28 protein-coding genes and 1 pseudogene are annotated in these 25487 nt (G+C 63.9%); 26 read left to right on the top strand and 3 right to left on the bottom strand.

Features of this window, described 5'->3' with window-relative positions; translation table 11 throughout:
* Nucleotides 1–684: 684 nt before the first annotated feature.
* The 26 genes and pseudogenes from ACSSV4_RS18635 to ACSSV4_RS18510 all read left to right on the top strand — a co-directional run bounded on the left by ACSSV4_RS18635 (nucleotide 685) and on the right by ACSSV4_RS18510 (nucleotide 24157).
* Nucleotides 685–2106 carry a sigma 54-interacting transcriptional regulator gene (locus ACSSV4_RS18635; RefSeq protein ID WP_454276602.1) on the top strand — a complete coding sequence of 474 codons (1422 nt, stop codon included), beginning with the start codon at nucleotides 685–687 and terminating at the stop codon, nucleotides 2104–2106.
* 3 nt (nucleotides 2107–2109) lie between these two features.
* A complete protein-coding gene (locus ACSSV4_RS18630) occupies nucleotides 2110–2334 on the top strand; it encodes a hypothetical protein (protein ID WP_454276601.1) in 225 nt (74 codons plus the stop codon).
* A 243-nt stretch (nucleotides 2335–2577) separates the two neighbouring features.
* Nucleotides 2578–3540 (top strand): NADH-quinone oxidoreductase subunit B family protein, encoded by a 963-nt coding sequence (locus ACSSV4_RS18625; RefSeq protein WP_454276600.1) that lies wholly within the window; start codon nucleotides 2578–2580, stop codon nucleotides 3538–3540.
* Between the two features lie 22 nt (nucleotides 3541–3562).
* Nucleotides 3563–5161 carry a nickel-dependent hydrogenase large subunit gene (locus tag ACSSV4_RS18620; RefSeq protein WP_454276599.1) on the top strand — a complete coding sequence of 533 codons (1599 nt, stop codon included), beginning with the start codon at nucleotides 3563–3565 and terminating at the stop codon, nucleotides 5159–5161.
* A gap of 70 nt (nucleotides 5162–5231) precedes the next feature.
* The gene (locus tag ACSSV4_RS18615) at nucleotides 5232–5618 is read left to right on the top strand and encodes a hypothetical protein (protein ID WP_454276598.1); all 387 of its coding nucleotides are present in this window, start codon (nucleotides 5232–5234) and stop codon (nucleotides 5616–5618) included.
* A gap of 13 nt (nucleotides 5619–5631) precedes the next feature.
* Entirely contained in the window at nucleotides 5632–5943 is a 312-nt protein-coding gene (locus ACSSV4_RS18610) for a hypothetical protein (protein ID WP_454276597.1), read from the top strand.
* Nucleotides 5916–6416, top strand: a complete 501-nt coding sequence (locus ACSSV4_RS18605; protein ID WP_454276596.1) for a hydrogenase maturation protease — start codon at nucleotides 5916–5918, stop codon at nucleotides 6414–6416. The genes ACSSV4_RS18610 and ACSSV4_RS18605 overlap by 28 nt, the downstream gene beginning before the upstream one ends.
* A complete protein-coding gene (locus ACSSV4_RS18600) occupies nucleotides 6413–6727 on the top strand; it encodes a hypothetical protein (protein WP_454276595.1) in 315 nt (104 codons plus the stop codon). Before ACSSV4_RS18605 ends, ACSSV4_RS18600 begins: the two co-directional genes overlap by 4 nt.
* Before the next feature lie 104 nt (nucleotides 6728–6831).
* Nucleotides 6832–7833 carry a hypothetical protein gene (locus ACSSV4_RS18595; protein WP_454276594.1) on the top strand — a complete coding sequence of 334 codons (1002 nt, stop codon included), beginning with the start codon at nucleotides 6832–6834 and terminating at the stop codon, nucleotides 7831–7833.
* A gap of 16 nt (nucleotides 7834–7849) precedes the next feature.
* A complete protein-coding gene (locus tag ACSSV4_RS18590; protein WP_454276593.1) occupies nucleotides 7850–8044 on the top strand; it encodes a hypothetical protein in 195 nt (64 codons plus the stop codon).
* 13 nt (nucleotides 8045–8057) lie between these two features.
* Entirely contained in the window at nucleotides 8058–8279 is a 222-nt protein-coding gene (locus ACSSV4_RS18585) for a hypothetical protein (RefSeq protein WP_454276592.1), read from the top strand.
* Between the two features lie 3 nt (nucleotides 8280–8282).
* Nucleotides 8283–9152 (top strand): NifU family protein, encoded by an 870-nt coding sequence (locus tag ACSSV4_RS18580; protein WP_454276591.1) that lies wholly within the window; start codon nucleotides 8283–8285, stop codon nucleotides 9150–9152.
* On the top strand, nucleotides 9149–10327 hold the full coding sequence (locus ACSSV4_RS18575; protein WP_454276590.1) for a hypothetical protein: 1179 nt from the start codon (nucleotides 9149–9151) through the stop codon (nucleotides 10325–10327). Before ACSSV4_RS18580 ends, ACSSV4_RS18575 begins: the two co-directional genes overlap by 4 nt.
* Nucleotides 10324–12669: a carbamoyltransferase HypF gene (gene hypF, locus ACSSV4_RS18570; protein WP_454276589.1), complete on the top strand. Its 2346-nt coding sequence runs from the start codon at nucleotides 10324–10326 to the stop codon at nucleotides 12667–12669. Before ACSSV4_RS18575 ends, hypF begins: the two co-directional genes overlap by 4 nt.
* On the top strand, nucleotides 12660–12953 hold the full coding sequence (locus tag ACSSV4_RS18565; RefSeq protein WP_454276588.1) for a HypC/HybG/HupF family hydrogenase formation chaperone: 294 nt from the start codon (nucleotides 12660–12662) through the stop codon (nucleotides 12951–12953). The genes hypF and ACSSV4_RS18565 overlap by 10 nt, the downstream gene beginning before the upstream one ends.
* Nucleotides 12950–14089 carry a hydrogenase formation protein HypD gene (hypD, locus tag ACSSV4_RS18560; RefSeq protein ID WP_454276587.1) on the top strand — a complete coding sequence of 380 codons (1140 nt, stop codon included), beginning with the start codon at nucleotides 12950–12952 and terminating at the stop codon, nucleotides 14087–14089. The genes ACSSV4_RS18565 and hypD overlap by 4 nt, the downstream gene beginning before the upstream one ends.
* Nucleotides 14090–14094: 5 nt before the next feature.
* Nucleotides 14095–15132, top strand: a complete 1038-nt coding sequence (hypE, locus tag ACSSV4_RS18555) for a hydrogenase expression/formation protein HypE (protein WP_454276607.1) — start codon at nucleotides 14095–14097, stop codon at nucleotides 15130–15132.
* Between the two features lie 29 nt (nucleotides 15133–15161).
* Nucleotides 15162–15752, top strand: a complete 591-nt coding sequence (locus ACSSV4_RS18550) for a HupE/UreJ family protein (protein ID WP_454276586.1) — start codon at nucleotides 15162–15164, stop codon at nucleotides 15750–15752.
* Nucleotides 15753–15815: 63 nt separating this feature from the next.
* The gene (locus tag ACSSV4_RS18545) at nucleotides 15816–16058 is read left to right on the top strand and encodes a hydrogenase/urease maturation nickel metallochaperone HypA (RefSeq protein ID WP_454276585.1); all 243 of its coding nucleotides are present in this window, start codon (nucleotides 15816–15818) and stop codon (nucleotides 16056–16058) included.
* Nucleotides 16059–16102: 44 nt separating this feature from the next.
* Nucleotides 16103–16861, top strand: coding sequence for a hydrogenase nickel incorporation protein HypB (hypB, locus tag ACSSV4_RS18540; RefSeq protein WP_454276584.1), 759 nt, complete (start codon nucleotides 16103–16105; stop codon nucleotides 16859–16861).
* Nucleotides 16862–17035: 174 nt separating this feature from the next.
* Nucleotides 17036–18151, top strand: coding sequence for an efflux RND transporter periplasmic adaptor subunit (locus ACSSV4_RS18535; protein WP_454276583.1), 1116 nt, complete (start codon nucleotides 17036–17038; stop codon nucleotides 18149–18151).
* Between the two features lie 3 nt (nucleotides 18152–18154).
* Nucleotides 18155–21286, top strand: coding sequence for an efflux RND transporter permease subunit (locus ACSSV4_RS18530; protein WP_454276582.1), 3132 nt, complete (start codon nucleotides 18155–18157; stop codon nucleotides 21284–21286).
* 123 nt (nucleotides 21287–21409) lie between these two features.
* Nucleotides 21410–22953: pseudogene (locus ACSSV4_RS18525) on the top strand (glycerophosphodiester phosphodiesterase family protein); the annotation flags it as partial.
* A gap of 6 nt (nucleotides 22954–22959) precedes the next feature.
* On the top strand, nucleotides 22960–23136 hold the full coding sequence (locus ACSSV4_RS18520; RefSeq protein WP_454276606.1) for a hypothetical protein: 177 nt from the start codon (nucleotides 22960–22962) through the stop codon (nucleotides 23134–23136).
* Nucleotides 23137–23162: 26 nt separating this feature from the next.
* Nucleotides 23163–23765, top strand: a complete 603-nt coding sequence (locus ACSSV4_RS18515; protein ID WP_454276581.1) for an HdeD family acid-resistance protein — start codon at nucleotides 23163–23165, stop codon at nucleotides 23763–23765.
* Nucleotides 23766–23791: 26 nt separating this feature from the next.
* On the top strand, nucleotides 23792–24157 hold the full coding sequence (locus ACSSV4_RS18510; RefSeq protein WP_454276580.1) for a hypothetical protein: 366 nt from the start codon (nucleotides 23792–23794) through the stop codon (nucleotides 24155–24157).
* 51 nt (nucleotides 24158–24208) lie between these two features.
* Here the strand turns inward: ACSSV4_RS18510 and ACSSV4_RS18505 are convergent, their stop codons facing one another.
* From ACSSV4_RS18505 to ACSSV4_RS18495, 3 genes are all read right to left on the bottom strand, one after another.
* On the bottom strand, nucleotides 24209–24352 hold the full coding sequence (locus ACSSV4_RS18505; RefSeq protein WP_454276579.1) for a hypothetical protein: 144 nt from the start codon (nucleotides 24350–24352) through the stop codon (nucleotides 24209–24211).
* 67 nt (nucleotides 24353–24419) lie between these two features.
* Nucleotides 24420–24947, bottom strand: coding sequence for a helix-turn-helix transcriptional regulator (locus ACSSV4_RS18500; RefSeq protein ID WP_454276578.1), 528 nt, complete (start codon nucleotides 24945–24947; stop codon nucleotides 24420–24422).
* Nucleotides 24944–25480: a cytochrome b/b6 domain-containing protein gene (locus tag ACSSV4_RS18495; protein ID WP_454276577.1), complete on the bottom strand. Its 537-nt coding sequence runs from the start codon at nucleotides 25478–25480 to the stop codon at nucleotides 24944–24946. Before ACSSV4_RS18495 ends, ACSSV4_RS18500 begins: the two co-directional genes overlap by 4 nt.
* Nucleotides 25481–25487: the final 7 nt, after the last annotated feature.

The raw sequence follows: 25487 nt of genomic DNA, 5'->3' as shown, positions 1-25487 counted from the left end.
GTGACAGGCGGCGCGTGGAGCACGTAGATTGGACCATGGCGGGGGTCGTCCTCTCAAAAGCTGCATGTTTGGCGGTAGCACCCAAAACATACAGCATTTCAGATGGTTACGCTACCTCCGCCGCCTTCTCGTGAATTATCCGGGTTAGACTAATTTAAGCGATTGCGACGGGGATGCGCTCCGGATTCGGCACTAAACCGTGGCGAAAGCTCCTATAGGCGCTCATCCTAAACAGAATACGATTCAACCGCAGCATCTCCTATATACCGCCGCTTAAGGCTGAATCCTGCCGGATGTCTGAGTGGCTAGGGTTGAGAGACATGAACTGTTTTGTCACAAAGGGCGAACGTCGATAGAGGTGGGTCTGGTTTTCGGCTCTGCTGCCTAGACTCTGTAGCGGACGCGCAGGTCGTTTTCGGTTTGCTCTAAACTCCTCCTTCGGGATTTTCCCAATCTCGGTTGCAGTGAGAGGCGGCGATAACCCTGCCGAGTCCGTCAGGTGGAGGGTCGCAGCGGGTGGTGCTGGCACGGGCGGGGGTCCGGACCCTGCCGTCCCAGACCGGGCACAACACCCTCGCTTGCAAAACTTGTTCTCTTTATGCAAAGTACGTTTGCGAATGCGGTCGTCGAGACCATCCTTGCAGCCATGAGGACGTCATCCCCTTGTCTACAATTTCCACTGTCTTGGTCAAATCAAGGGACAAGGCCGTCATACAGGCCGCGTCTCAGGCACTGAGCGAGTTGGACGGCTATCGGCTGATCTTTTGCGCCGATGACGAAGCGGCGAAGAGCAGGCTGGATGAATTGAAGGTGGATCTGATCCTGTATGATTTCGACAAGGGCGATTTCGGGCCGGAGAATGCGCTGCTTCGATCCCGTCTCTCCCATGCCGCTTGCTGGCGTATCGTGATTTGTGACGAAACCGACGTGAGCGCCGGGGCGCAGCTTTGCGAGGATACCGCGTCCTATCTCTATCTGGCGAAACCGCTGCAACACCAGCAGATCCGGATTGTCGTGAAGCGTGCGTTGGAACATGCGGAATTGTCGCGTCGACACCGGATCCTGAGCCGCGAGTTGAAATTGTCGCTGGATGACGAGATCTTCGGCGGCGAAGAGGCCGGATCGGTTCAGGGCGGCGTGTCGCGCTTTGAGCGGCTGGTCTATGCCAGCCCCAAGATGGCCGATCTGGTGGCCGAGGCGAAGGTCGCGGCGACCACGGACATGCCGGTCCTGATCCGTGGGGAAACCGGGACCGGCAAGGAGCTTCTGGCGCGCGCGATCCACTTCAACTCGCATCGCGTGAACTCTCCGATGCACAGTCAGAATTGCGGGGGCGTGTCCGACGATGCCCTCTATTCGGAGCTTTTCGGCCATGTGCGCGGAGCCTTTCCCGGTGCCATCGCCGATCGGCTGGGGCTGTTTCGTGCGGCGGATGGCGGCACTGTCTTTCTGGATGAGGTGTCAGAGGTCTCGCCGCATTTTCAGGTGGCGCTGCTGCGGTTCCTGCAGGAGGGCGAGGTCAAGCCGCTTGGGTCCGACAAGACGTTGCACAGCAATGTCCGGATCATCGCGGCGTCGAACCGCTCGATTGACGAGATGGTGGAGCAGGGCACGTTCCGGCGCGATCTCTATTACCGTCTCAGGGGGTTTCAACTGAACTTGCCGGCGCTGCGGGAGCGGTCCGAGGATATCCCGGTGCTGACGCAGTTCTTTGTGGAGAAATACGCGGGCGTGGTGGGGCGGCGGGTGCTCGGGGTGACCTCGGATGCGCTCAAGCGGCTGGAGAATTACCCGTTTCCCGGCAATGTCCGGGAGCTAGAGAGCGAGGTTCAGCGCATGGTCGCGGTGGCAGAGCAGGGCGGTTATGTCGCCCTGCGGCACCTCTCGGAAAAGATCGCGCGGACGCCGGTTGAAACCACCGGAAACGCGAGTCTCGCGGTTGCCGGGGCGACCCTGAAGGACAAGGTGGAGACCCTCGAAAAGGACGTTCTGATCCAGGCCCTTTCGACCTTTCACTGGAATCAGAGCAAGGTCGCGGATGAACTGGGCCTGTCGCGTGTCGGTCTGGCCAACAAGATCAAACGCTACGGGCTGCGCAAGGTGTGAGACATGCAGGACGACGATCCGGAAAGCAAGATTGTCGGGTTTCCCTATGCCCGGTCCGGCGTGGCGAAGCGCCAAGTCGCCGCGCGCAACCTGGGCCTGACGCCGATGTCCAAGGCGGTTGCCGCTGACGGTCGCGGAGCCAAGGGGCATTGGTGCGCCAATTGCAAGGGCATCTGGTACAGCTATTTTCCGGAAGTGCAGTGCCCGGTCTGCGGGCGGCGCGGGTAAACGCGGCTGGCGCAAACCAACGCCGTAAACCAAGTTGGCACAGCGGCATAAAACTTGATTGTCAGTTTACACTTTGTTTCGAGAATTCACCGGGCCGAGCGCCAGTGTTGATTTGCGCCGTTGTCTTTCACGCGACACAGTCAAGGGGCCAGGCCCGAGCCTTTCTCGCCAACGCCAAGCACCGAACTTGGACCCCGGAGAGGATGTTTGCGGCACGCTCATTGATCTTTGGGAGGAAGAAACATGGCGAACCTATTGTGGCTTCAGGGGGGGGCGTGTTCCGGCAACACCATGTCATTCCTGAATGCCGAGGAACCAAGTGCTTGTGATCTGGTGACCGATTTCGGCATCAACGTGTTGTGGCAGCCGTCGCTCGGGCTCGAACTGGGCGATCAGGTCAAGGCGATCATCGAGAAATGCATATCCGGCGAGATCAAGCTCGATATTTTCGTCTTTGAAGGGTCGGTCATCAACGCGCCCAATGGCACAGGTGAATGGAACAGGTTCTGCGGGCGACCGATGAAGGACTGGGTGACGGCGCTGTGCGATGTCGCAGATTTCGTCGTCGCGATCGGCGATTGTGCGACATATGGCGGCATTCCGGCCACCGCGCCGAACCCGTCCGAGAGCGTCGGCCTGCAGTTTCTCAAGCGGGCCAAGGGCGGCGCGCTGGGCGAGGGGTTTACCGCGAAATCGGGCCTTCCGGTCATCAACATTCCCGGCTGCCCGGCGCATCCCGACTGGGTCACGCAGATCCTTGTCGCGGTCGCCACGGGCCGTGCCGGCGATCTGACGCTGGACGAATTCCACCGTCCCAAGACGTTCTTTTCGTCATTCACCCAGACCGGCTGCACGCGCAACATGCATTTCGCCTACAAGGTCTCGACCACCGCCTTCGGGCAGCGCAAGGGCTGTCTGTTCTATGATCTGGGCTGTCGAGGCCCGATGACCCACAGCCCGTGCAACCGCATCCTGTGGAATCGCCATTCGTCGAAAACCCGCGCGGGCATGCCGTGCCTGGGCTGTACCGAGCCGGAGTTCCCGTTCTTCGATCTCGCCCCCGGGACGGTCTTCAAGACGCAGACCGTGATGGGCGTGCCCAAGGACATGCCCGAGGGCGTGGACAAGAAAGGCTACATCAAGCTGACCGCTGCCGCCAAAGGCGCGGCACCGGCCTGGGCCGAAGAAGACATCTTCGTGGTCTGACCGCGAATTGGGAGAGAGAAACATGTCTACAGCAGTCGAAACACTCGACATTTCGCCGGTCGGCCGCGTCGAGGGCGATCTGGATGTCCGGGTCGATATCGAAAACGGCGTTGTCATCAATGCCTGGACCCATGCGGAGATGTTCCGCGGCTTCGAGGTGATCCTGAAAGACAAGGACCCGCAAGCCGGGCTCGTTGTCACGCCGCGCGCCTGCGGGATCTGCGGCGCGTCACATCTGACCTGCGCGGCCTGGGCGCTCGATACCGCCTGGGGCACGACGGTGCCGCGCAATGCCATTCTGGCGCGCAATCTCGGGCAGATCGTCGAATCCCTGCAATCCTTGCCCCGGCACCATTACGGGCTGTGGATGATCGACTATACCAACGACAACTACGCGATGAGCCCGTTCTACGAGGAAGCGGTCAAGCGCTATTCGCCCTTTACCGGCACATCCTACGAGGCGGGGGTGACGATTTCGGGGCGCCCGGTCGAGATCTACGCGCTTCTGGGTGGTCAGTGGCCGCATTCGTCCTTCATGGTCCCCGGCGGTGTGATGTGTTCGCCCACGCTGACCGACATTACCCGCGCGTGGTCGATCCTGGAACATTTCCGACAGACCTGGATCGAGCGGCTCTGGCTTGGCTGTTCGATGGAACGCTACGAAGAGATCCAGACTCTGGAGCAGTTCGAGGCGTGGCTCGATGAAAGGCCCGAACATGCCAATTCGGATCTCGGTCTGTTCTGGCGGATGTCCAAGGATATCGGGCTCGACAAATACGGCAAGGGGCACGGGAGGTTCACCACCTGGGGGTACCTGCCGCATGAGGACAAGTACCAGCGTCCGACGATTGATGGCCGCGCCGATGCGGTGATCATGAAATCGGGTATCTATGACGGGGCGAGCGACACGTTCAGCCCGATGGACCAGTCCTTCGTGCGCGAGGACACGCAGCATGCCTGGTATGATGAGGGCGGCGCGGTTCACCCCTTCGACCGCACGACCAATCCGATTGCCAAGAATGTCATCGACCCGGCGGGCAAGTATTCCTGGTCGACGGCCGTGTCCCATGCCGAGGCCGGACGGCTGGAGGCCGGGCCGCTGGCGCGCCGTCTGATCGCGGGCAATGACATGGGACAGGAGTTCCAGCACAAGGACGGGCTGGTGCTGGACATGTACCGCAAGATGGGCGGAGCCTCGACCATGCTGCGCCATTTCGCGCGGATGCACGAGCTGTGCATCCTCTACCGCGAGGCCGAGCGCAACCTGCGCGAGTTCAGGCTGAACGACGAGTGGTATATCAAGCCGACCGAAAAGGACGGACAGGGCTGGGGCGCGACCGAGGCCATCCGCGGCGCGCTCTGCCATTGGATCGACGTGCGTGACGGCAAGATCGCCAATTACCAGATCATCGCGCCGACGACCTGGAATGTCGGCCCGCGCACCGCCGAGGGCGCGCGCGGTCCGATCGAGGAGGCGCTGATCGGCACGCCGATCAAGAACAGCGCCGACCCGGTCGAGGTCGGCCATGTCTGCCGATCCTATGACAGTTGCCTTGTGTGCACGGTTCATGCGCATGATGCGAAAACCGGTGATGAACTGGCACGCTTCCGAACGGCCTGATGTTTCACTGTGGTCGGCGGGCTCATGGCCTGTCGACCGTGTGACATGTGGCGATCAGGGAGGAAGCTGAATGCCAGAGGATGCAGACACGTCGCTGAGCGATGCGCAACGCCGGGCCTATCTGGACCGATACGGCCTGACGCCCGCCGAAGCGGGACATGATCTCTTGATCCGGATGATCGAGGACTTGTTCAAGGAGGGCTTGGCCACCCAAGTCGAGCCGTTCCCGGAAACCGACCGCGAATTCGGCGCGCTGCTTGACGAGCTTCGCCCCCTCGGCGCGGATCAGTTGCGCGAGAAGCTGGTGATTTCGGGCTGGCTCTTGCAGCCATATGGCGAGGACCAGATGCGGTGTCAGGAATGCATGTACTACCTTGTGCACAAGCGCTGGTGCGACCTGCCCGAGCTCGACCTTCCGGCAAAGCCGGAATGGTGGTGCCGCCTGTGGCGGATTTGAAGGGAGCGCCGGAATGGATGAGGAACAGATACGCGCGACAATAGCCGGGATGCTCGCCACCGGTCTTGAAACCGAGGTCTGGCCGCGCGCCGAGACCAGCGAGACGGTCAACGCCATCGTGGCGCGCCTGCGGGTGGAAGCCGGCGACGATCTGGAAAAGAAGCTGGTGATCGCCGGGTTCACCGACCACACGGTCGAGGCCGAGGAGATCGAACAGCCGTGTGAGACCTGCATGTATTACAAGGTTCATGCAAAGTTCTGCGATTTGCCGGAACTGATGCTGCCGGTCGAGCCGGAGTGGTCCTGTCGCCTGTGGCGGATCTGATGCCGCCCGATATCGTGGTGATCGGCTGTGGCAATCCGAACCGGAGCGATGACGGTGTCGGCCCCCACCTGATCGCGCGACTGCGCGCGGGGGGCGTGCCCGCGCTTACCCGGATCTTCGATGGCGGCACGGATGGCATGTCGGTCATGTATAGTGCGCGGGGGGCCACACATCTCGTCATCGTCGATGCGCGTGTCCCCGAGGGCAATCCCGGTGCGATCTTCGAAGTGCCGGGCGAGGTGCTGGAGGCGCGGCCGAACCGGAGCCTGAACCTGCATGATTTCCGATGGGATCATGCGCTTTTTGCCGGGCGCCGCATTTATGGCGAGGATTTTCCAATGAATGTTTCGGTGTTTCTGGTTGAGGCCGCGACGCTCGAGCTAGGTCTGGGCCTGAGCGAGGCTGTGTCGCGCGCGGCGGAGACGGTCGAGACGCGGATCCGCAACCTGATCAACGGTTGGACCGGCGCATGACCATCATCGCCGTGAAGGAAGGTGCGATCTATCTGCCCCGCGCGGTGGTCGACACATATTTCAGCGGCATAGACGCGGTCATCGTTCTGATCCGCGACGGAGAGTTGATGGTGGTTCCGGTGCATCAGGCCAGCGCTGGTGGCTGTCTGCTCAAGGTCCGAAACGCCGCTGGGGACAGGGTGGTGCAGGCCCGCGACGTGTTTCAGGACCGCGACCTTCTGGACTTTGCGACCGATGCGTTGGCGGCCGGGTGGCGAACCGACAAGGGTGCCCTGTGCGCGGCGCTGCCATCCGGGGTTAATCTAGATTAATGCAAACAAAGTTTGCATAAGATCAAGATTGTTGACAGGTTTCGCGTTGCCTGTACTCTTGAGCGAGGGAAATCGACCAATGATCGATTCGAGGGAGGATTGACGTGACCCGTGACAATCGCGCGCAACAGCAGGTTCAGGCGGCCCTGAAGGCCGTAGCGACGGCTGCGGCGAGTGAGGCCGAAAAGGCCGAGATGCTGATGGAAATCGCGATGGGCTTGCAGCAGAAGCCCGAGCGCGCCGAAGACATCCATGCCGCGGTCGATCTTTACGAGCGTGCGATTGATCTCGCGCCCGAGGGTGAGGTTCTGGGCATCGCCCGCATCCGCGCGCGACTGGCCACTGCCTTGATGACGGTCCCGGCCGAGGACGCGACGCTGTTGAGGCGGGCAAGGACGGAAATCGAGGTCGCCTTGGCGACGCTGACCGCCGAAGGGTCTGACGCCGAAGTGGCCGAGGCCGAAATGAATCTCGGCCTGATCTGCCAGACGCTCGCGGGGATGCGCCTTTTGCCGATCCAGCCTGCGATCAGCGCCTATCAACGCTCGGCGCGGACCTTCGACAAGGTCGGCTACCCCAAGGAATTTGCGATCCTGCAGAACAATCTGGCCACCGCCTTTCTTTCGGTGCCGTTCACTGATCAGACCGGCAAGATGCGCGAGGCGCTGGCGGTGCAGGCCTTTGAGGAGGCGTTGACCGTGGTCAACCTGATCGACCATCCGAGCGAATACGCGATGCTGCAAAACAATCTCGGCAACGCGCTGCAATACGTGTCCTCGTCGCATCGGTTGGAGAACGGATACCGCGCGCTCGAGGCCTATGACGAGGCGCTCAAGGTGCGCACCCTGCGCGACATGCCGGAAGAATACGCCAACACCATCGCCAACAAGGCCAACTGCCTGTCCAACCTGCCGGATGATCCGTCCAATCCCGACGGCGGCAATTTTGCCAACCTGACCGAGGCGGTGCGGTTGCTGGAAGAGGCGCGGGGCGTGTTCACGACACGCGGTGCTCATGAAAAGGCGCGGGCGGTGACCGATGCCATTGCCGAACTGACGGCGGCCCTCGGCCCGTCGACAATCCTCGAACGGAGCGGACTGCAATGAGAAATGGAGAATTCAGGTGATCGGATTGATCGTGATCATGGCCCTTGTGCTGGGCCTTCTGGCCGCACTCGGGGCCGGAGCGTTGTCGGGGCTGCGCATCGGCAAGGCGGCGCTTGGCGCTGAACTGGCCGCGTATATGGGCGCGCTCTATGGCGCGCTGGCGGGCAGTGTCGCGGTCGTCGTGACGACACTTATTCTTGTGCTGGTCTAGAGGAGGGGGTGCCATGCTGGAAATGGTCATGAATTCCGCCAAGCAGTTCTTTGCGGGCAAGCTGTTCAAGGACAACAAGGCGGCGATGCGGCAGCTTGTAATCGCGGCGGGGCTGGGAGTTGTCGCCGGGGTTCTGGTCGGGCTGGTGGCGCCGGTCTGGGTCGGTGCGATTGTAGCAGGTGCGGTCAGCGGGGCCGCTCTGCCGGTCCTCTACAAAGACCTGAAATACGCCTGACCGATGACCGACGTCTCGCCCCATGACGCGCAAAGGCCGACGCTTGATCGTCTGATCGCCGAGTTGACCGCGCTCGAGATGCTGGCGGAGGGCTGGGACGAGGCGGCGCGAAACGGGGCACGCGCGCGGGCCGTGGCGGTTGACGCCCTCAACAAAGAGGCGTTCCGCCGCCTGATCCGCGCGCTCAAGGATCAGCCCGGTTTTGGTGCGGCCCTCCGGGATGCGGCCCGCGACGAGGTGGTCTATGCGGTGCTGCGCCGACACGGTATTCTGCGCCCATCACTTTATGAGCGGGTCGAGGTGGCGCTTGCGAGCGTGCGCCCCGGTCTTGCCAGCCATGGCGGCGATGCCGAGGTTGTCTCGGTCGAGGGCAACCGGGCGGAAATCAGGTTCCTCGGGGCCTGCGATGGCTGCCCGGCGTCGCAGCTGACCTTTTATGCCGGGGTCAAGAAGGCGATCCAGGATCAAGTGCCCGAAATCACCGAGGTGAAACAGGCCAAGGGGCTGGGCGGTGGCGGCTCTGACACGGTGCAGTTCACCTCGCCCTTCGCCAGATACGCCGAGACGGAATGGATCACCGCGCTGCCGCTGGCGGATCTGGCCGAGGGCGAGACCCGGTTCGTCGAGATCGCGGATCAATCCGTCATCCTGACCCGGTTTGCCAACAAGGTGAGTTGTTTCCGCAATGCCTGCGCCCATATGGCGCTGGAAATGACGCAAGGCGAGATCCTCGACACGATCCTGACCTGTCCGCATCACGGCTTTCGCTACGCGCTGGAAAGCGGCGAGTGCCTGACCGCCCCCGAAGTGCAGTTGCAGCCCCACGCGGTGCGGGTCAAGGGCCCGAATATCGAAGTCAGGCTGATCGCATGAGGGTCTCGCTGTCGCATTCGTTCAGCCCCCGAAAGGCACCGGGCACGGTCATCCCCGGGGCACCCTTGTTGCAGGAACAGGGCGCGCGGGTCATTCTGGGCAGCGATGGCGGCTCCCTCGTTCAGGCGATCACACCGGCCCGGCATCTGATGTTCGGGCCGCGCGGGGTGTGCCTGCATCCCGATGGCTCGCTCTGGGTCAGCGATACCGGGCATCACCGTGTGCTGGGATGGAAGACCGTGCCGACCGTGGATGACACACCGGCCGATATCCTTCTCGGCCAGCCCGAATTCGGCCGTGAGGGCCGCAATGCCAAGGGGGCCGTCGCGGCCAACACGCTGAATGTCCCGACTGGCATCTGTGCCTTTCGCGGCGGGCTGGCGGTGGCTGATCCCTGGAACCATCGGGTGCTGATCTGGCGCGAGACGCCAACCGGCCCGGATCATGGCGCGGATATCGTTCTGGGCCAGCCCGATGCGGAAAGCGCGCTGGCGAATGCGGGGCTCGCGCAGGCGCGGGCGGACAGCCTGCATTGGCCGTATGGTGTGTCGGCGGATGGTGACCGGCTGATCGTCTGCGACACCGGGAACCGCCGTGCTCTGGTCTGGGAGGATCCGCACACCACCGGACAACCGGCGGATCTGGTTCTAGGGCAGCGCGACTTTGCCTGCCGCGACGAGAACGCGGGCGAGGCGGTCTCGGATGTCTCAATGCGCTGGCCGCATATGGCGCTGGTCTGGCAGGGCGGGTTGGCCATGGCGGATGCCGGCAACAACCGTGTGATGATCTGGGAGAGGTTTCCGCAGCGGAATGGCGCGCCCTGTCAACGGGTACTGGGGCAGTCCGACATGACCGCTTGCGATCACAACGTGGCGGCCTATTACCCGAGCGCGCAGGCGATGAACATGCCTTATGCGCTGGCGGTTCTGGGCGCGCGGCTGGTGGTTGCGGACACGGCCAATTCCCGGCTCGTGGGATTCGGGGAAACGCCGATGGCGGGGCAGGCCGACCGGCTGAGCGCGCAACCGGATTTCGCCACCAAGGGCGACAATCGCTGGGGCATCTCCGGGCGCGATACGCTGTGCTGGCCCTATGGTCTGTCGGCACGCGGGTCGACGCTGGCCATCGCCGACAGCGGCAACAACCGCGTTCTGATCTGGGAGGCGGCGCTGTGACCGGCGCGCGCATCACCGTGTGCGGACAGGTGCAGGGCGTGGGCTTTCGTCCCACCGTCTGGCGGCTTGCGCAGGAGATGGGTCTGACCGGCGATGTGATGAACACCGGTGAAGGCGTCGTCATCCGGCTCTGGGGCGAGGGGGTTGCGACATTTCCCGACAGGCTGCACGGTGCGTTGCCGCCGCTGGCGCGTATCGAACGGCTGGATGTGGCGCCGCTGAGCGATCCGGCCCCTTGCAGTTTCGAGATCACCGCCTCGCAGGGTGGCGCGGGGCGGGTCAGTGTCACGCCGGATGCCGCGACCTGCGCCGAATGTCTTGCGGAGATCCGCGATCCGTTCGCGCGGCGCTATCGCTACCCTTTCGCCAATTGCACCGATTGCGGGCCGCGCTTTTCCATCGTGAGGGCGGCCCCCTATGACCGCGACAAGACGACGATGGCGCCGTTTGACATGTGTGTGCCCTGTGCTGCCGAATATGCCGATCCGGCCGACCGCCGGTTTCATGCGCAGCCCATCGCCTGCGGCCGTTGCGGGCCGACTGTCTGGATCGAGAAACTCGGGCCGGGGGCCGTCAACCTCGAAGCGTTTTCCATGCTCGATGATGTGGATGCCACCGGTGGCATGATCATGAATGGGCATATCGTAGCGATCCGGGGGCTGGGCGGCGTGCATCTGGCCTGCGATGCGACCAATGCCCGGGCCGTGGCCGAGTTGCGCAGGCGCAAGGCGCGCGCGGGCAAGGCCTTTGCGCTGATGGTGCGCGATCTCGACGTGCTGCGCGCCTATTGCGAGGTGTCGGATGTCGAGGCAGACATGCTGTCCGGCCCGCAAGCGCCCATCGTTCTGCTGAAGGCGCGACCCAACAACCTGCCCGAGGGGATCGCGCCGGGGCTGGACCGTCTGGGCGTGATGCTGCCCTATACGCCGTTCTATCACATGATCCTGCGGCGCATCGGACGTCCGGTGATCATGACCAGCGGCAATCCCTCCGGACAGCCGCAATGCATCGACAACCATGACACCCGCATGCGGCTTGCCGGAATCGCGGATTTTGCCTGCCTGCATGACCGCGATATCGCCAACCGGATCGATGATAGTGTCATCCGCGTCGATCTGGGACGGGCGCGGGTGCTGCGGCGGGCGCGGGGCTATGCGCCGCGAGCGCTCGAACTGCCCGAAGGGTTTGCCACAGCACCGGACGTTCTGGCGCTCGGGGCGGACCAGAAGAACACGTTTTGCCTGATCAAGGACGGGCGCGCGATCATGTCGCAGCATATGGGCGATCTGGAAGACATGGCGACACATGCGGACGTGGCGCGCAATCTCGATCTTTACGCCGCGCTCTTTGATCATGCGCCGGGCGTGATCGCCGTCGACCGGCACCCCGAATATCTCTCGACGCAGCGCGGGTACGGGATGGTGGGTAGCCGTCCGGTGATCGAGGTGCAGCATCACCACGCGCATATTACCGCCTGCCTGGCCGAGAACCGGCGTCCACTCGGGGCCGCGCCGGTGCTCGGGATCGCGCTTGACGGGACGGGCATGGGCGATGACGGCACGATCTGGGGCGGCGAATTCCTGATCTGCGACTATCGCGGATACCGCCGGTCGGGCTGTCTCAAGCCTGTGGCCTTGCCCGGCGGGGCGGCGGCCGTGCGCGATCCGTGGCGCAATGCCTATGCGCATCTGATGGCCGAGATGGGCTGGGCGGAGTTTGCGGTGAACTTTGCCGAGCTGCCGCTGTTCGACCGCATGCAGGCGCTGCCGCGTGACACGCTCGACGCGATGATCCGGTCGGGCACCAATGCGCCCTTGGCCTCGTCCTGCGGGCGGTTGTTCGATGCGGCGGCGGCGATTGCGGGCCTGGCCTGGGACCGGCAGGGTTACGAGGGCGAGGCGGCGATGCGGTTCGAGGCCGCGCTTGATCCCGCCGCGCTGAATGAGCCGGATGATCTGGCCTATCCTTTCTCGATCCCGCTGATCGGGGGCAGGGGCCTGCCCTATATCGAACCGCTGGCGGTCTGGCGGGCGATGCTGGGGGATCTGGTCTTGCGGACCCCGGTCGGCACGATGTCGGCGCGGTTCCATCGCGGGCTGGCGCGAGCGGTCGTCGACATGGCGCGGCGGCTGACCGCAGACACGGCCATCGACACGGTCGCCCTGTCGGGGGGCTGCTTTCAGAACGCGACGCTGTTCGGGCTGGTCCATGAGGGGCTGGAGAAGGCCGGGCTGACGGTCCTGAGCCATGCCGACTATCCGGCGAATGACGGCGGCATTTCACTGGGGCAGGCTGTCATTGCCCTGGCAACCACGCAAGCGGAGGACGTATCATGTGCCTAGGCATACCAGGACAGATCACCGAAATATCGGACCCGGCGCGCAAGCTGGCACGGGTTGATATCTCGGGTGTGACGCGCGAGGTCAATGTCGCCTGTATCGTGGGGGACGGCCCGCTGGAGGATTTGATCGGAGCCTGGGCGCTGATCCATGTCGGCTTTGCGATGAGCCGGATCAACGAGAAGGAAGCGGCGCTGACGCTTGAGGTTCTGCGCGAACTGGGCGAGGCACAGGAAGAGATCGAGGCGATGCGGGCCAGTGCGGCCATGCTGTCGGCGGCGTCATGAGATACGCGGACGAATTCCGTGATCCGGTGGCCGCGAAGGGCGTGTTGGCCGCGATCGGGCGGGTGATCGACGAGATCGGCGCGACCCGGGACAAGCCGGTCCATATCATGGAAATCTGCGGCGGGCACACGCATGCGATCTTTCGCTACGGGCTCGACAAGCTGACGCCGCCGGGGCTGGAATTCATCCACGGGCCGGGCTGTCCGGTTTGCGTGCTGCCGATGAGCCGGGTCGATGACTGCGTCGCAATCGCCGAGGACCCCAAGGTGATCTTTACCACCTTTGGCGATGCGATGCGCGTTCCGGGCACCCGCAAATCGCTGCTCCAGGCCAAGGCGGATGGGGCGGATATCCGCATGGTCTATTCGCCGCTCGACGCGCTGGAGCTGGCGCGCCGCAACCCGGAGCGCGAGGTGGTGTTCTTCGGTCTCGGCTTCGAGACGACCACGCCTGCGACCGCCCTGACGATCCTGCAAGCCGATGCCGAGGGGTTGACGAATTTCACGATCTTCTGCAACCACATCACGGTGCCGCCGCCGATCAAGGCGCTCTTGGACGATCCGCATATGGTGCTGGACGGGTTTGTCGGCCCGGGCCATGTGTCGATGGTGATCGGCATCCGGCCCTATGACTTCATTGCGCGCGATTATGGCAAGCCGATTGTCGTTGCGGGGTTCGAGCCGCTCGATCTGTTGCAATCGGTGCTGATGGTGCTGGAACAGATCCGCGACGGGCGCGCCGAGGTGGAAAACCAATATGCGCGGATCGTGCCGGATGAGGGCAACCCGGTCTCGATCGCGGCTTGCGCCAAGGTTTACGAGCCGCGCCCGAGTTTCGAATGGCGCGGTCTGGGCGAAATCGACGCCAGCGGGTTGCGCATCCGCGACCGCTACCGCGCCTACGATGCCGAGATCAGGTTCAATATCGGGTATGGCCGCAACACCTCTGTCACCGAGGAGCAGGCGGGCTGTGCCTGCGGCGATGTCATGACCGGGCGGATCAAGCCCCATGCCTGCCCGCAATTCGGCACGGGCTGCACGCCTGAGATGCCGCTTGGCGCGCTGATGGTCAGTTCGGAAGGGGCCTGTGCCGCCTATTACCAGTATGGCGGCCTTGATCTGGAGCCGGTCGAATGAACCGGATGAGCCGCCAGCCCAGACGTGTCGTCGCCGATAAGGTGACGATGGCGCATGGTGGCGGTGGCAAGGCGATGCGCGACCTGATCGAGGATGTCTTCACCTCCGTGTTCCGTCCATCGGGCATGGAGGATCAGGCCCGGCTGAGCGACGCGGCCCTTGCCGCTCCCGGGGCCCGGCTTGCCTTTACGACAGATGCCTTCGTGGTGTCGCCGATGGAGTTTCCCGGCGGGGATATCGGCAAGATCGCGGTCTGTGGCACGGTGAACGATCTGGCGGTCGGCGGTGCCCGGCCACTTTGGCTGTCCGCGGCCTTCATCATCGAGGAAGGTGTCGAGATCGTGACGCTGCGCCGGATCGCCGCCTCGATGCAGGCCGCAGCGGAGTTGGCGGGCGTGCGCATCGTGACCGGCGATACCAAGGTCGTCGGCAAGGGTTCGGGCGACGGGGTGTTCATCACCACATCGGGGATCGGTGTGATCCCGGCGGGATGCGAGCTTTGGGCCGAAAACGTGCAGCCCGGCGATGTCGCCATTGTCAATGGCGTGCTCGGGGATCATGGCGCGGCGATCCTGGCGGCACGGGGGGACATGGCGCTCAGCACCGAAATCCCGTCGGACTGTCAGCCGCTCAATCATCTGATGGAGGCGGTGCTGTCGGCCGCGCCCGGCACGCGGGTGGCGCGGGACGCCACGCGCGGCGGGCTGGCCTCGGCCCTCAACGAGATCGCCGATGCGGCCGGTGTCGGCATCGAGATCAGCGAGGAGGTGCTGCCCCTGCGCACCGAGGTCAAGGGGGTCTGCGAGATCCTCGGGCTCGACCCGCTTTACCTTGCCAACGAGGGCACATTGGTGATCTTCGTGCCCGAGGATCAGGCCGATGCCGCGCTTGCGGCGATGCGCGCCAATGACGCGGGCCGTGCGGCGGTGATCATTGGCAAGGCCACTGCCCAACATCCCCGAACCGTGGTGATGAAGACCGTCTTTGGCGGGCTGCGCATTGTCGACATGCTGGTCGGCGAGCAGCTTCCGAGGATCTGCTGAATGAAACAAACCAACCAAGGGAGACCCCAATGAACAGATTTCACACAGGCGGCATCGCCGCCCTCATGGCCGTCGCACCGGTGGCCGCGATGGCCCATACCGGCACCGGTGAGACACTCGCCGCGATGCACGGGTTTCTGCACCCGTTGAGCGGGGTCGATCACATCCTTGCCATGGTCGCAGTCGGCGTCTTTGCCGCGCAGTTGGGTGGTCGGTCGCTCTGGGCGGTGCCGATGGCCTTTGTCCTTGCGATGCTCGCGGGCGGTGCGCTGGGCTATTTCGGCGCGGTCCTTCCGATGGTCGAGCCGGGCATCGCCCTGTCGGTGATCGTGATGGGCGTCGCCGTGGCGGCGGGGCTGAGGCTGCCGGTGGCCCCGGCGATGGCGCTGGTTGCCATGTTCGCGGTGTTTCATGGCCACGCCCATGGGGCTGAAGGCGCGGGCGCGGGATCGTTCGCAGGATATGCCGCAGGCTTTGTGGCGGCGACCGTGCTGTTGCACGCGGCGGGCATCGGGCTGAGCCTGCTGCTCGACCGGCTGGACGGGTCCGCCGCGCTCAATTCCAAACGCCTTGTGGGCAGCGCCGGGGCGTTGGCCGGGGCCGCGATCCTGATCGGATGAGGCGCTGCGCGGGCAGGGGCGATCCTGCCCGCGTGCGGATCATCGAACAAAGAGAGCACGCGCATGCACGAACTCGGTCTGGCGCGCAGTATCGCCGCCATCGCAGAGGAAAACGCGCATGGCCGCAGGATCAGGGAGGTCCGCGTGGCCATCGGCCCGCTGGCCTGTGTCGAGCGTGGCGCGCTGGCCTTTTGCTGGGAACTGGTGACGGAGAAAACTGCGGTCGCGGGCGTGTCTCTGGGCTTTCTCGAGGCCGAGCGCGACACATTCGTGGTGCGTGAAATAGAATTCATGGAGGACAGCTGATGTGCGGCATATGCGGGTGCGCCGATCCGGCGAACGAGGTTTCGATGACCGATCCGGAAACCGGGCAGAAGACACTGCTCAGACATGATCATGACCATGATCACGCACATGAGCCCCACCACGGTCACGATGAACCGCATGTGCATGGGCCCGGCGGCGAGGTCATCTCGCTGGAAACGGCGATCCTGGGAAAGAACAACGAGATCGCTACGCGCAATCGTGGTTGGTTCGAGGGGCGCGGCGTGATTGCCCTCAATCTTGTGTCCTCGCCGGGCTCTGGCAAGACGACGCTGCTGGAGGAGACGGTCCGGCGCATGAAGGACATGGCCGAGATCGTCGTCATCGAGGGCGATCAGATGACATCAAATGATGCGGAGCGGATCCGGGCGGCCGGGGCCCGCGCGATACAGATCAACACCGGGGCCGGATGCCACCTCGAGGCGGACATGATCGCCTCGGCGGTGAAATCGCTCGATCCCTCGGCCGGCTCCATCCTGATGATCGAGAATGTGGGAAACCTGGTCTGCCCGGCGATGTTCGATCTGGGAGAAAAGATGAAGATCGCGGTGATCTCGACCACCGAGGGCGAGGACAAGCCGTCGAAGTATCCGCATATGTTCCGCGCCGTGGACTGGGTCGTGATCAACAAGATGGACCTCGCGCCCCATGTAGATTTCGACGAAGCGGCCTGTCGACGGAACATCCTCGAGGTCAATCCGACGGCGGAGATCTTCTGTCTGTCCGCGCGAACCGGCGATGGTATGCAGGCCTGGTGCGACAGCCTGGCTGATCTGAGAGTTTGATGCGCATGGATTGAAATGCGCCCGGGTGTGACGCTCAGATCCGGGGCTGCGCAGCTTGCACCCGGGACCGAGCAGAAGGCACTTGAACCGAGCCTGCGGATCGTTCTTCTGAGGACCGTGCGTCAGTTTTGAGATGACTTTCCGGGAATCTCGGCTATCGTCTCTCGAAATATTATGCTGTTTTGGAGAATGCGCTTGTTCAGAACTGTTTTATTTTCGTTGATTGCCGCAACTTCAGCAAATCCCACGCTTTCACAGGACGCCGCGCCACGACCGGCGGTCGTTGCCGTTGCGGCTGCGACGCGCGACCTTGCGGAAACGTCAGATTTCAACGGTCGTCTGGACGCCAATCGGCGGGTGGCGCTTGTCGCTCGTGTTTCCGGCATGATCGAGGAGATCGGCTTTGCGCCCGGTGCCAGGGTGAGCCAGGATCAGTCGCTCTTTGTGATTGAGAGCGATCTTTACGAGGCGGCGGCGCGCGAGGCCGAGGGTGCGCTCGGCGCTGCGCGGGCGCAGCGCGATCTGGCGCGCATCGAACGGGATCGTCAGCGTGAACTCGTCGCGCGCGAGACGGGCGCGCAGGCGAAGCTCGATCAGGCCGAGGCGGCGCTTGCCACGGCCGAGGCGGATGTGCTGCGGCTCGAAGCGTCGCTCGACCGGGCGCGCACCAACCTGTCCTACACGGAAATCAAGGCGCCGTTTGCGGGCCGCATCGGCGACAGTGCGGTGGACGAAGGCGGGCTTGTCGGGCCGGAGGCAGGCGCGCTGGCGACGCTGGTGCAGCTTGACCCGATCCATGCCGAATTCGCGGTCCCGACCGCAGTGTTGCGGGATTTCCTCGAACGGGTCGAACGTGGCGAGGTCTCGAAAGGGGCCGCGGTCAGCCTGACGCTGGCCAATGGCACCGTCTATGACGCGCCGGGCGATGTCGATTTCGTGGACAGCCGGGTCAATTCAGGCACCGACAGCGTGACGTTGCGGGCGCGGTTTGCCAACCCTGAAGGGCGTTTGCTGGACGGCGAACTGGTGCGCGTGACGCTCACCTCGGACACGCCCGAGGGCGAATTGACGATCCCGGCGCAGGCGGTGCAGCGTGACATTCAGGGGGCGTTTGTGCTGGTGGTGGGCGAAGGCGAGGTGGCCGAGCAACGCCGCGTCACCGTGCGCCGCAATGCGCAAGGCTATGCCGTCATCGCCGAGGGGTTGAGCGAGGGCGAGCGCGTGATTACCGAGGGCGTGAACAAGGTTCGCCCCGGCAGCGCGGTCGATGTCGCCGCACCCGAGGGCTGATCCATGCTGGCAGATACCTTTATCAAGCGCCCCCGCTTTGCCGGGGTGATTTCCATTGTCCTTTTCCTCGCCGGGTTCATCGCGCTGACCAAGATGCCGGTGGAGCAGTTCCCCGATATCGTGCCGCCGCAGGTCTCGGTTACGGCAAGCTATCCCGGTGCGGGGTCGGAGGTGGTCGAGCAGACGGTCGCACAGGTGATCGAGGATCAGGTCGTGGGCGTTGACGACATGATCTACATGTCGTCAACGTCTGGCGCGGATGGCACCTATATCCTCAGTATCAGCTTCGAGGTGGGCACCGATCCCGATATTGCCACGGTAAACGTGCAGAACCGGGTGTCGCTGGCCGAGCCGCTCTTGCCGTCGGAGGTGCGCCAGACCGGCGTGCGCGTGGCCAAGAAATCGTCTTCGCTGCTGATGGGCATCGCACTTTACGCCGAGAGTGACGCGCTTGAGGGCAGTGACCTCACGAACTATGCACGGCTCAACATCATGGACCGGCTCAAGCGGGTCGAGGGTGTCGGCGATGCCTCGATGTTCGGGGCCAATGAGTTTGCGATGCGCGTCAATCTGGACGTGGACCGGCTCGCAGCGCTGAACCTCACGCCCGCCGATGTCAGCGCGGCCCTGCGCAGCCAGAACCTTCAGGCCGCGATCGGTCGGGTGGGCGGACAGCCGGTGACCGAGGATCCGGGGTTGCAGCTCAACCTCTCGACCAAGGGGCGGCTGTCGAGCCCTGAAGAATTCGGCGCGATTATCCTGCGCGCGGGCAGCGACGGCAGCGTCGTGCGGGTGCGCGACGTCGCCGAGGTGACACTGGGCGAGAAGAACTCCGATGTCGTGACCAGTTTTGATGGTAAGCCCGCGACGCTGATCGGCCTCTATCTTGCGCCTGGTGGCAATGCCATCGCCGCCGCCGACGCCGCCAAGGCGAAGATGGACGATGTCGCGGCAGGTTTCCCCGAGGGCATGGCCTATGACATCGTCTCGGACAGTTCCATCTTCGTCAAGGAAAGCATCCACGAGGTGCAAAAGACCCTGATCGAGGCGTTCGTCCTCGTGGTGATTGTGGTGTTCATCTTCTTGGGTTCGCTGCGTGCCACGCTGGTGCCGCTGATTGCCGTGCCGGTGGCGCTGGTCGGCAGTTTCGCGGTGATGCAGGCGATGGGATTTTCGCTCAATACCGTGTCGCTGCTGGCGATGGTGTTGGCCATCGGGATCGTGGTCGACGATCCCATTGTTGTGGTCGAGGCGGTCGAGGCCAAGATGGAGGAAAACCCCGGCATGTCGCCCGCCGAGGCCTCTTCGGCGGCGATGTCCGAGATCACCGGCGCGATTGTCGCGACGACGCTGGTGTTGCTGTCGGTCTTTGTGCCGGTGGCGTTCATTCCGGGCATATCCGGACAATTGTTCCAGCAATTCGCGGTCGCCGTTTCGGTGTCGATGGTGATCTCGGCGATCAACGCGTTGACCCTGTCGCCTGCGCTCTGCGCGATCCTGCTCAAGCCGCATCACGGGCCGAAAAAGGGGATAATGAGGCGGATTTCACGCAGCATCGACAGCGCGCGCGACGGCTATGCGCGCGTCGCCGGGTCCATCGCGCGGCGCGCGGTGTTGGGGCTGGCGCTGCTGATCGGGGCCATTGCCCTCACCGGCGGGCTGTTCAAGGCGGTGCCGACCGGGTTCCTGCCGTCCGAGGATCAGGGCTCGTTCATCGTCGAGACGCGCCTGCCAGAGGCGGCTTCGGTCAACCGCACCATCGCGGCACAGCGCGAAGTGGAGGAAATTCTGTCCGGGCTGCCGGGTGTGGAAAGCGTGGTCTCGGTCATGGGCTATTCGATGCTCGACGGGATCACCAAGTCGAACGTCGCCTTTTCGCTGGTTTCGATGGAGGAGTTCGCCGAGCGGACCACGGAGGAAACCAGCGTCTTCAATGCCATAGATCAGGCCATCCGGCAGGGCGCGGCGATCCGGTCGGCGCAGGTGATCGCCTTCAACCTGCCACCCATTGCCGGGCTTGGCACCGGCTCGGGTTTTGAGATGCAACTGCTCGACACCCAAGGGCGCACACCGCAGGAACTGGCCGAAACCGCGCGGGGGCTTTCCTTTGCCGCCAATGGCAATCCAACGCTGTCGGGGGTCTACAGCACGTTCTCGGCCAACAGCCCGCAGCTTTTCCTCGAGATTGACCGCGAGCGGCTCTATGCGCTGGGCATTCCCGTGTCGGACGTGTTTGCCGCGCTGCAACCGACGCTCGGCTCCGCCTATATCAACGATTTCAACCTGTTCGGCCGCTCGTGGCAGGTGCGGATGAGTGCCGCGCCCGAATATCGTGACGCCGTGGACGATATCGCGCGCATTCAGGTGCGCAGCGCGTCCGGAGAGATGGTGCCGATCGGTGCCTTTGCGCGGGCCGACTATATCACCGGGCCGATGTCGCTCTCGCGCTACAACAATCAGCGCGCGGCCAAGATCAGCGGCACCCCCGCGCCGGGCCTCTCCTCGGGGGCGGCACTGGCGGCGATGGAAGAGGTGGCTGAGGCCAATCTGCCGCCGGGCTTTGATTACGAATGGACCGGCACCGCGTTGCAGGAAAAGCAGGCGGCGGGGCAGACGACGATGATCCTCGTGCTGGCGATGCTCTTTGCCTATCTCTTCCTCGTGGCTCTTTACGAGAGCTGGACGATTCCGGTGCCGGTAATGCTGTCGGTGGTGTTCGGCGTGGCGGGCGCGATCGCGGCGCTGCTCTTGGCGGGGCTGCCCTTCAACATCTATGCACAGATCGGGTTGGTGGTGCTGCTGGCGCTGGCGGCCAAGAATGCCATCCTGATCGTGGAATTCGCCAAGGCGCGGCGCGAGGCCGGTGAGACCATTCTCGATGCCGCCGTGCAGGGCGCGGGCGCGCGGTTTCGCGCGGTGATGATGACATCGTTTGCCTTTATCGCGGGCCTTATCCCGCTGGTCACCGCCGAAGGCGCCTCGATGCTGTCGCGCCGCGCCGTGGGCACGGGCGTGGCTGGCGGTATGCTGGCGGCGGCACTGGTGGGTATCTTCGTGATCCCGGCGCTTTACGTGATATTCCAATCCCTGCGGGAACGCTTGAAAGGGCAAAAATCCACCGAAGCGGAAACCTGACCGGTGGGCCTGCGCGCGGTCCTGCCCGCCTATCGCCGCGCCCTGTCTGACGCGCTGCTGTTCACGGCGCTGCATCTGAGCGTGCGGTTGGCGGTCTCGGTTCTGGTGCTGCCGCTGGCCGGAATGATCCTTGGGCTGGCGCTGCACTGGTCGGGTGATCCGGCGCTGACCGATCAGGACATCGCGGGCTTTGTCTTGTCGCCTCTGGGGGCGATTGGCGTATTGGCCGTGGCGGGGGTGCTGATTGTCGCGGCGGTGCTCGACCTTGCCTTGATGACGGCGGCGCTGCGGCAGCCGGTGACAGGGGTTCGGCCCGCGCTTGCTGCGGCCTGGCGACTGGTACTGCCCCGGCTTGGGGCGGTGTTTGGTTTTGCCTTGCGGCTGGTGCTGCGGGTGGCGCTGCTGGCCGTGCCGTTTCTGGTGATGGGCGCGGCGGTGGCGGCGCTCACGCTGCGGGCGCATGACATCAACTATTACCTGACCTATTGGCCGCCGGAGTTTCTGCTGGCTGCGGGGGTGATCGGCATCCTCGTCCTGATCATGGCAGGGCTGCTGATCTGGCGGCTCTCAGGCTGGGCGCTCGCCCTGCATCTGCGGCTGATCGACGGGGTGCCGTCGCGCGACTGCTTTGCCCAGAGCGAGGCGCATCTGGGCACGCGGCGTGGCACGGTGATCCGGCGCATCCTTGGCTGGCTTGCGCTGCGTCTGGCGCTTGCCGCCGGGGTCGCGGCGCTGATCGGCGTGTTCGGGTCGGGCGCGCAGGCACTGGCGCTGCCAAGCCTCACTGGGGTTGTGCTGGCCGCGCTTCTGACGCTCGCGCTCTGGTCGCTGGCCAATGCGGTTCTGGCGGCGGTGTCCAATGGCGCGCTGGCAGTGCTGTTGGACGACCTGCATCGCAGCGTGGCGCCCAAGGTTCTGGCGCCGCAGCAGGACAGCGCGCCGGTCGGCGCTGCGCAGGTTCTGGCCGGGCTTGCCATCGCGGCGGGCGTGGCGGGTTTGGGCGCGGTTACGGTTCTGGGTGATCTGGCGGGGCGTCTTGCGGCCCCGCAGGCGGTCGAGGTCATCGCGCATCGCGGGGCGGCGGCGGCGCGACCCGAGAATACGCTGGCCGCCGTGGAAAAGGCGCTGGAGGATCGCGCCGACTGGGTCGAGATCGACGTGCAGGAGATCGCCGACGGCACCGTGATCGTCACCCATGACAGCGACTTCATGAAACAGGCGGGCGTGCCGTGAAGGTCTGGGACGCAACGCGCGACGATCTGGCGCAGATCGACATCGGAAGCTGGTTCGATCCCGCCTATGCGGAGGCCCGCGTGCCCACATTGCGCGACGTGCTGGAGGTGGCCAAGGGGCGCGGCCGGGTGCTGATCGAGTTGAAATATTACGGCCATGACGAGCGGCTGGAAGAGCGTGTGGCGCAACTAGTCGAAAAGACCGGCATGGCGGAAGACGTGATGATCATGTCGCTCAAGCGGTCGGGCGTGGCGAAGATGCGCGCCCTGCGCCCGGACTGGTCGATGGGCATCCTTGCGGCGCGGGCGATTGGTGACCTGAGCGCGCTCGATGCCGAGTTTCTTGCGGTCAATACCGGGCAGGTCTCGGGGCATTTGCTGCGCCGCGCGCATGCGACGGGCAAGCGGGTCTATGTCTGGACGGTGGACGACCCGCGCGCCATGTCGCGGATGATCTCGATGGGTGTGGACGGGCTGATCACCAACAAACCCGCATTGGCGCGGCAGGTGATGGCAGAGCGCGCGGCGCTGTCGCTGGCGGAGAGGATACTCTTGTGGCTGAGCGACCGGTTGCGGCTCGACAGTTTCGATCTGGTGGCGGAGCCATCGGAGGCATAGATTTTGGCAGTTTCGGGAGGCATAAAATGAAAAATTCCATCCTGTTGCTCGGCATCGGCGCGCTGTCGCTGATCGGTTGCATCATTGCCCTGTTGAACCCGCTGGCGGCGACGCTGACGGCGGAGCTTCTGATCGGGTATCTCCTTATCTCCATCGGTGCGCTCATGCTGGTCTCGATCTTTGCCGATGACAGCTGGGGCTCGCGGCTGTTGTCGTTGGTGCGGGGCGCTGCGGTTCTGGCCATCGGTGTCAATCTGGTGAGCAACCCGTTGCAGGGCGTGCTGCAACTGACGGTCGTGGTAGCGTGCCTCATGCTCTTTATTGGCGTGCTGCGGATCGTGTTCGCCTTTCAGATGCCGACTGCCGGGGTCAAGATCATGCTGATCCTCGCGGGGACCGTCTCGCTGGCGTTGGGTGCTATGATCCTGACGAACTTTCCGATCTCGGCGGCGGTGGTTCTGGGCGGCGCTTGTGGCGGGCGGGCTGTCGGTGTTGCTTGGTGGGCTGGTTCTGCTGGGCGTCACGCTGCAACTGCGGATGATCCTGTCGCTGGAACTGCTGGGCAGCGGCGCGGCGCTGATCGTGATGGCCTTGCGGCTGGAGAAATCGACGGTACGGTGACAGTCTGAGGCGATAATCTGGAAAGGAATTGATTATGAGACCGAAAATTCTGCTGTCTGCGGCGCTGCTGGCGCTTTCATTGATGGGATCGGGCGAGGCGCAGGCGCGCAGTCTTGGCAAGATCCTTTTTGATTCAGGTCTGTCGCCGAATGATATCTCGGTCATGGAAACGGCCGCGCGGCAACTGTTCGAGCCGATGGGACGCACTGGTGATGCGCGCCGTTGGAGCAACCCTTCGAGCCGCTCCAAGGGAGCGGTGACGCTGGGCCGGATCGACGGCAACTGTGCCGAACTGGTGCACCGCGTCAGCACGGTCAAGCGACCCGAGCCCGCCACCTATCGCACGTGGCGCTGTCGCACGTCGGACGGCGAGTGGCGCGTCAGCCCCGGACCGGAGTGACGCGCGTCAAGCGGTCAATCCGGTGCGCGCGCCTCTCTCGGCCATTCACGCTCAGCGCCAAAAGGCGACAAATTCCACGAATCCGATGAACTTGCGTCCTAGAAAGACGACGCCGGCGCTGTCATTCCGGAACATGTCGAAAGCGAGGCCCGCGACGATGATCAGCCCGAGAATGATCGCGATCCGGTTGGTCATGGTCTGCGGTCCTGATGAGAATGCCCGCATCGGGTATGGCCCAGTTGTGATGCCCGTGCAAGGTTCCTCAATGTGCCGACTGGTCCGGCGGCACCTCGATCAGCGTGCCGTTGAGAAGATCGTCGATCAACAGCCCCAAGAGCGCACCGCGACCCGAAATCCCCGCCTTTCGGTAGACCGCGTTCAATTGCGCCTTGACGGTTCCCTCCGCCGAACCGCGCAGCTTTGCAGTTTCTGCGATGGAGAAACCCTTGATCACGAACATCGCCACATCGCTTTCGGCAGGGGTGAGGCTCCAGCGTGCGAAATGCTCGAGAATCAGGTCGTGAAGCGCGCCACTTGCGACGGAGACCTGATTTTCGAGATGGGCCTCGCGTCGCAACAACCGCATAAGGCTGCGGGTTTCGAACATGATGCCCGAAATGAGCCCGAGTGCGGCCAGCATCTCGATGGCGATGTGCAGATTGGCAAGCGCGCGAAACCCATCCGGTCCGATGTCTGCAATCACATCCCACAGGAAGAACGCGGCGCAGAGGCTCTGCACCGAGATCAGGGCCATCAGTATCGTCGGGTTGTCGCGGTTGAATATTGTCATGACAGGCGAACATCATCCGGCACGTGCTTTGTCCCTGTGACCATGGCACGCGGCAGGTTCACGCCGGTGCGCCAGCTTTCAAAAAGAACCGCCGCGATATGCGCCACGACCGAGAGTTCAGCCCAGGTCACGAGCACCTCATGCACCTCTTCGACCCATTCGACTCCCCAGAACGCATTGGTCGTCATCATGTAGCCGCTTGCACTGATCCCGATCAAGGTCAGCAACAGGTTGAAGATCATCAATGCGCCGAGCGGAGTATGCCCGATATGCGTGCGGCGGCGGCGGGTGGCAATGTCGGTGATCTGTTCGGTGACGTCATGCAGCTTGGGTGTGAAAGACGAAAACCGCGCATGGTTCGGACCGAAAACACCCCAGAGAATTCGTAGCCCGACCAGCCCGGCCACGCCGTAGCCCACCCATTCGTGAATCCAGCTTTCTTCCTCCACGATCAGCGCGTTGGCCGCGAACAGGCCGACCAGCGACCAGTGAAAGACGCGCACGAATGGATCCCATACCTTGTGCAATGTCATCGGATGG

This window comes from Roseovarius sp. MBR-154 (assembly GCF_053628595.1).
Note: the sequence above shows the minus strand (reverse complement) of the source record. Positions and strands in the feature narration are given on the sequence as shown.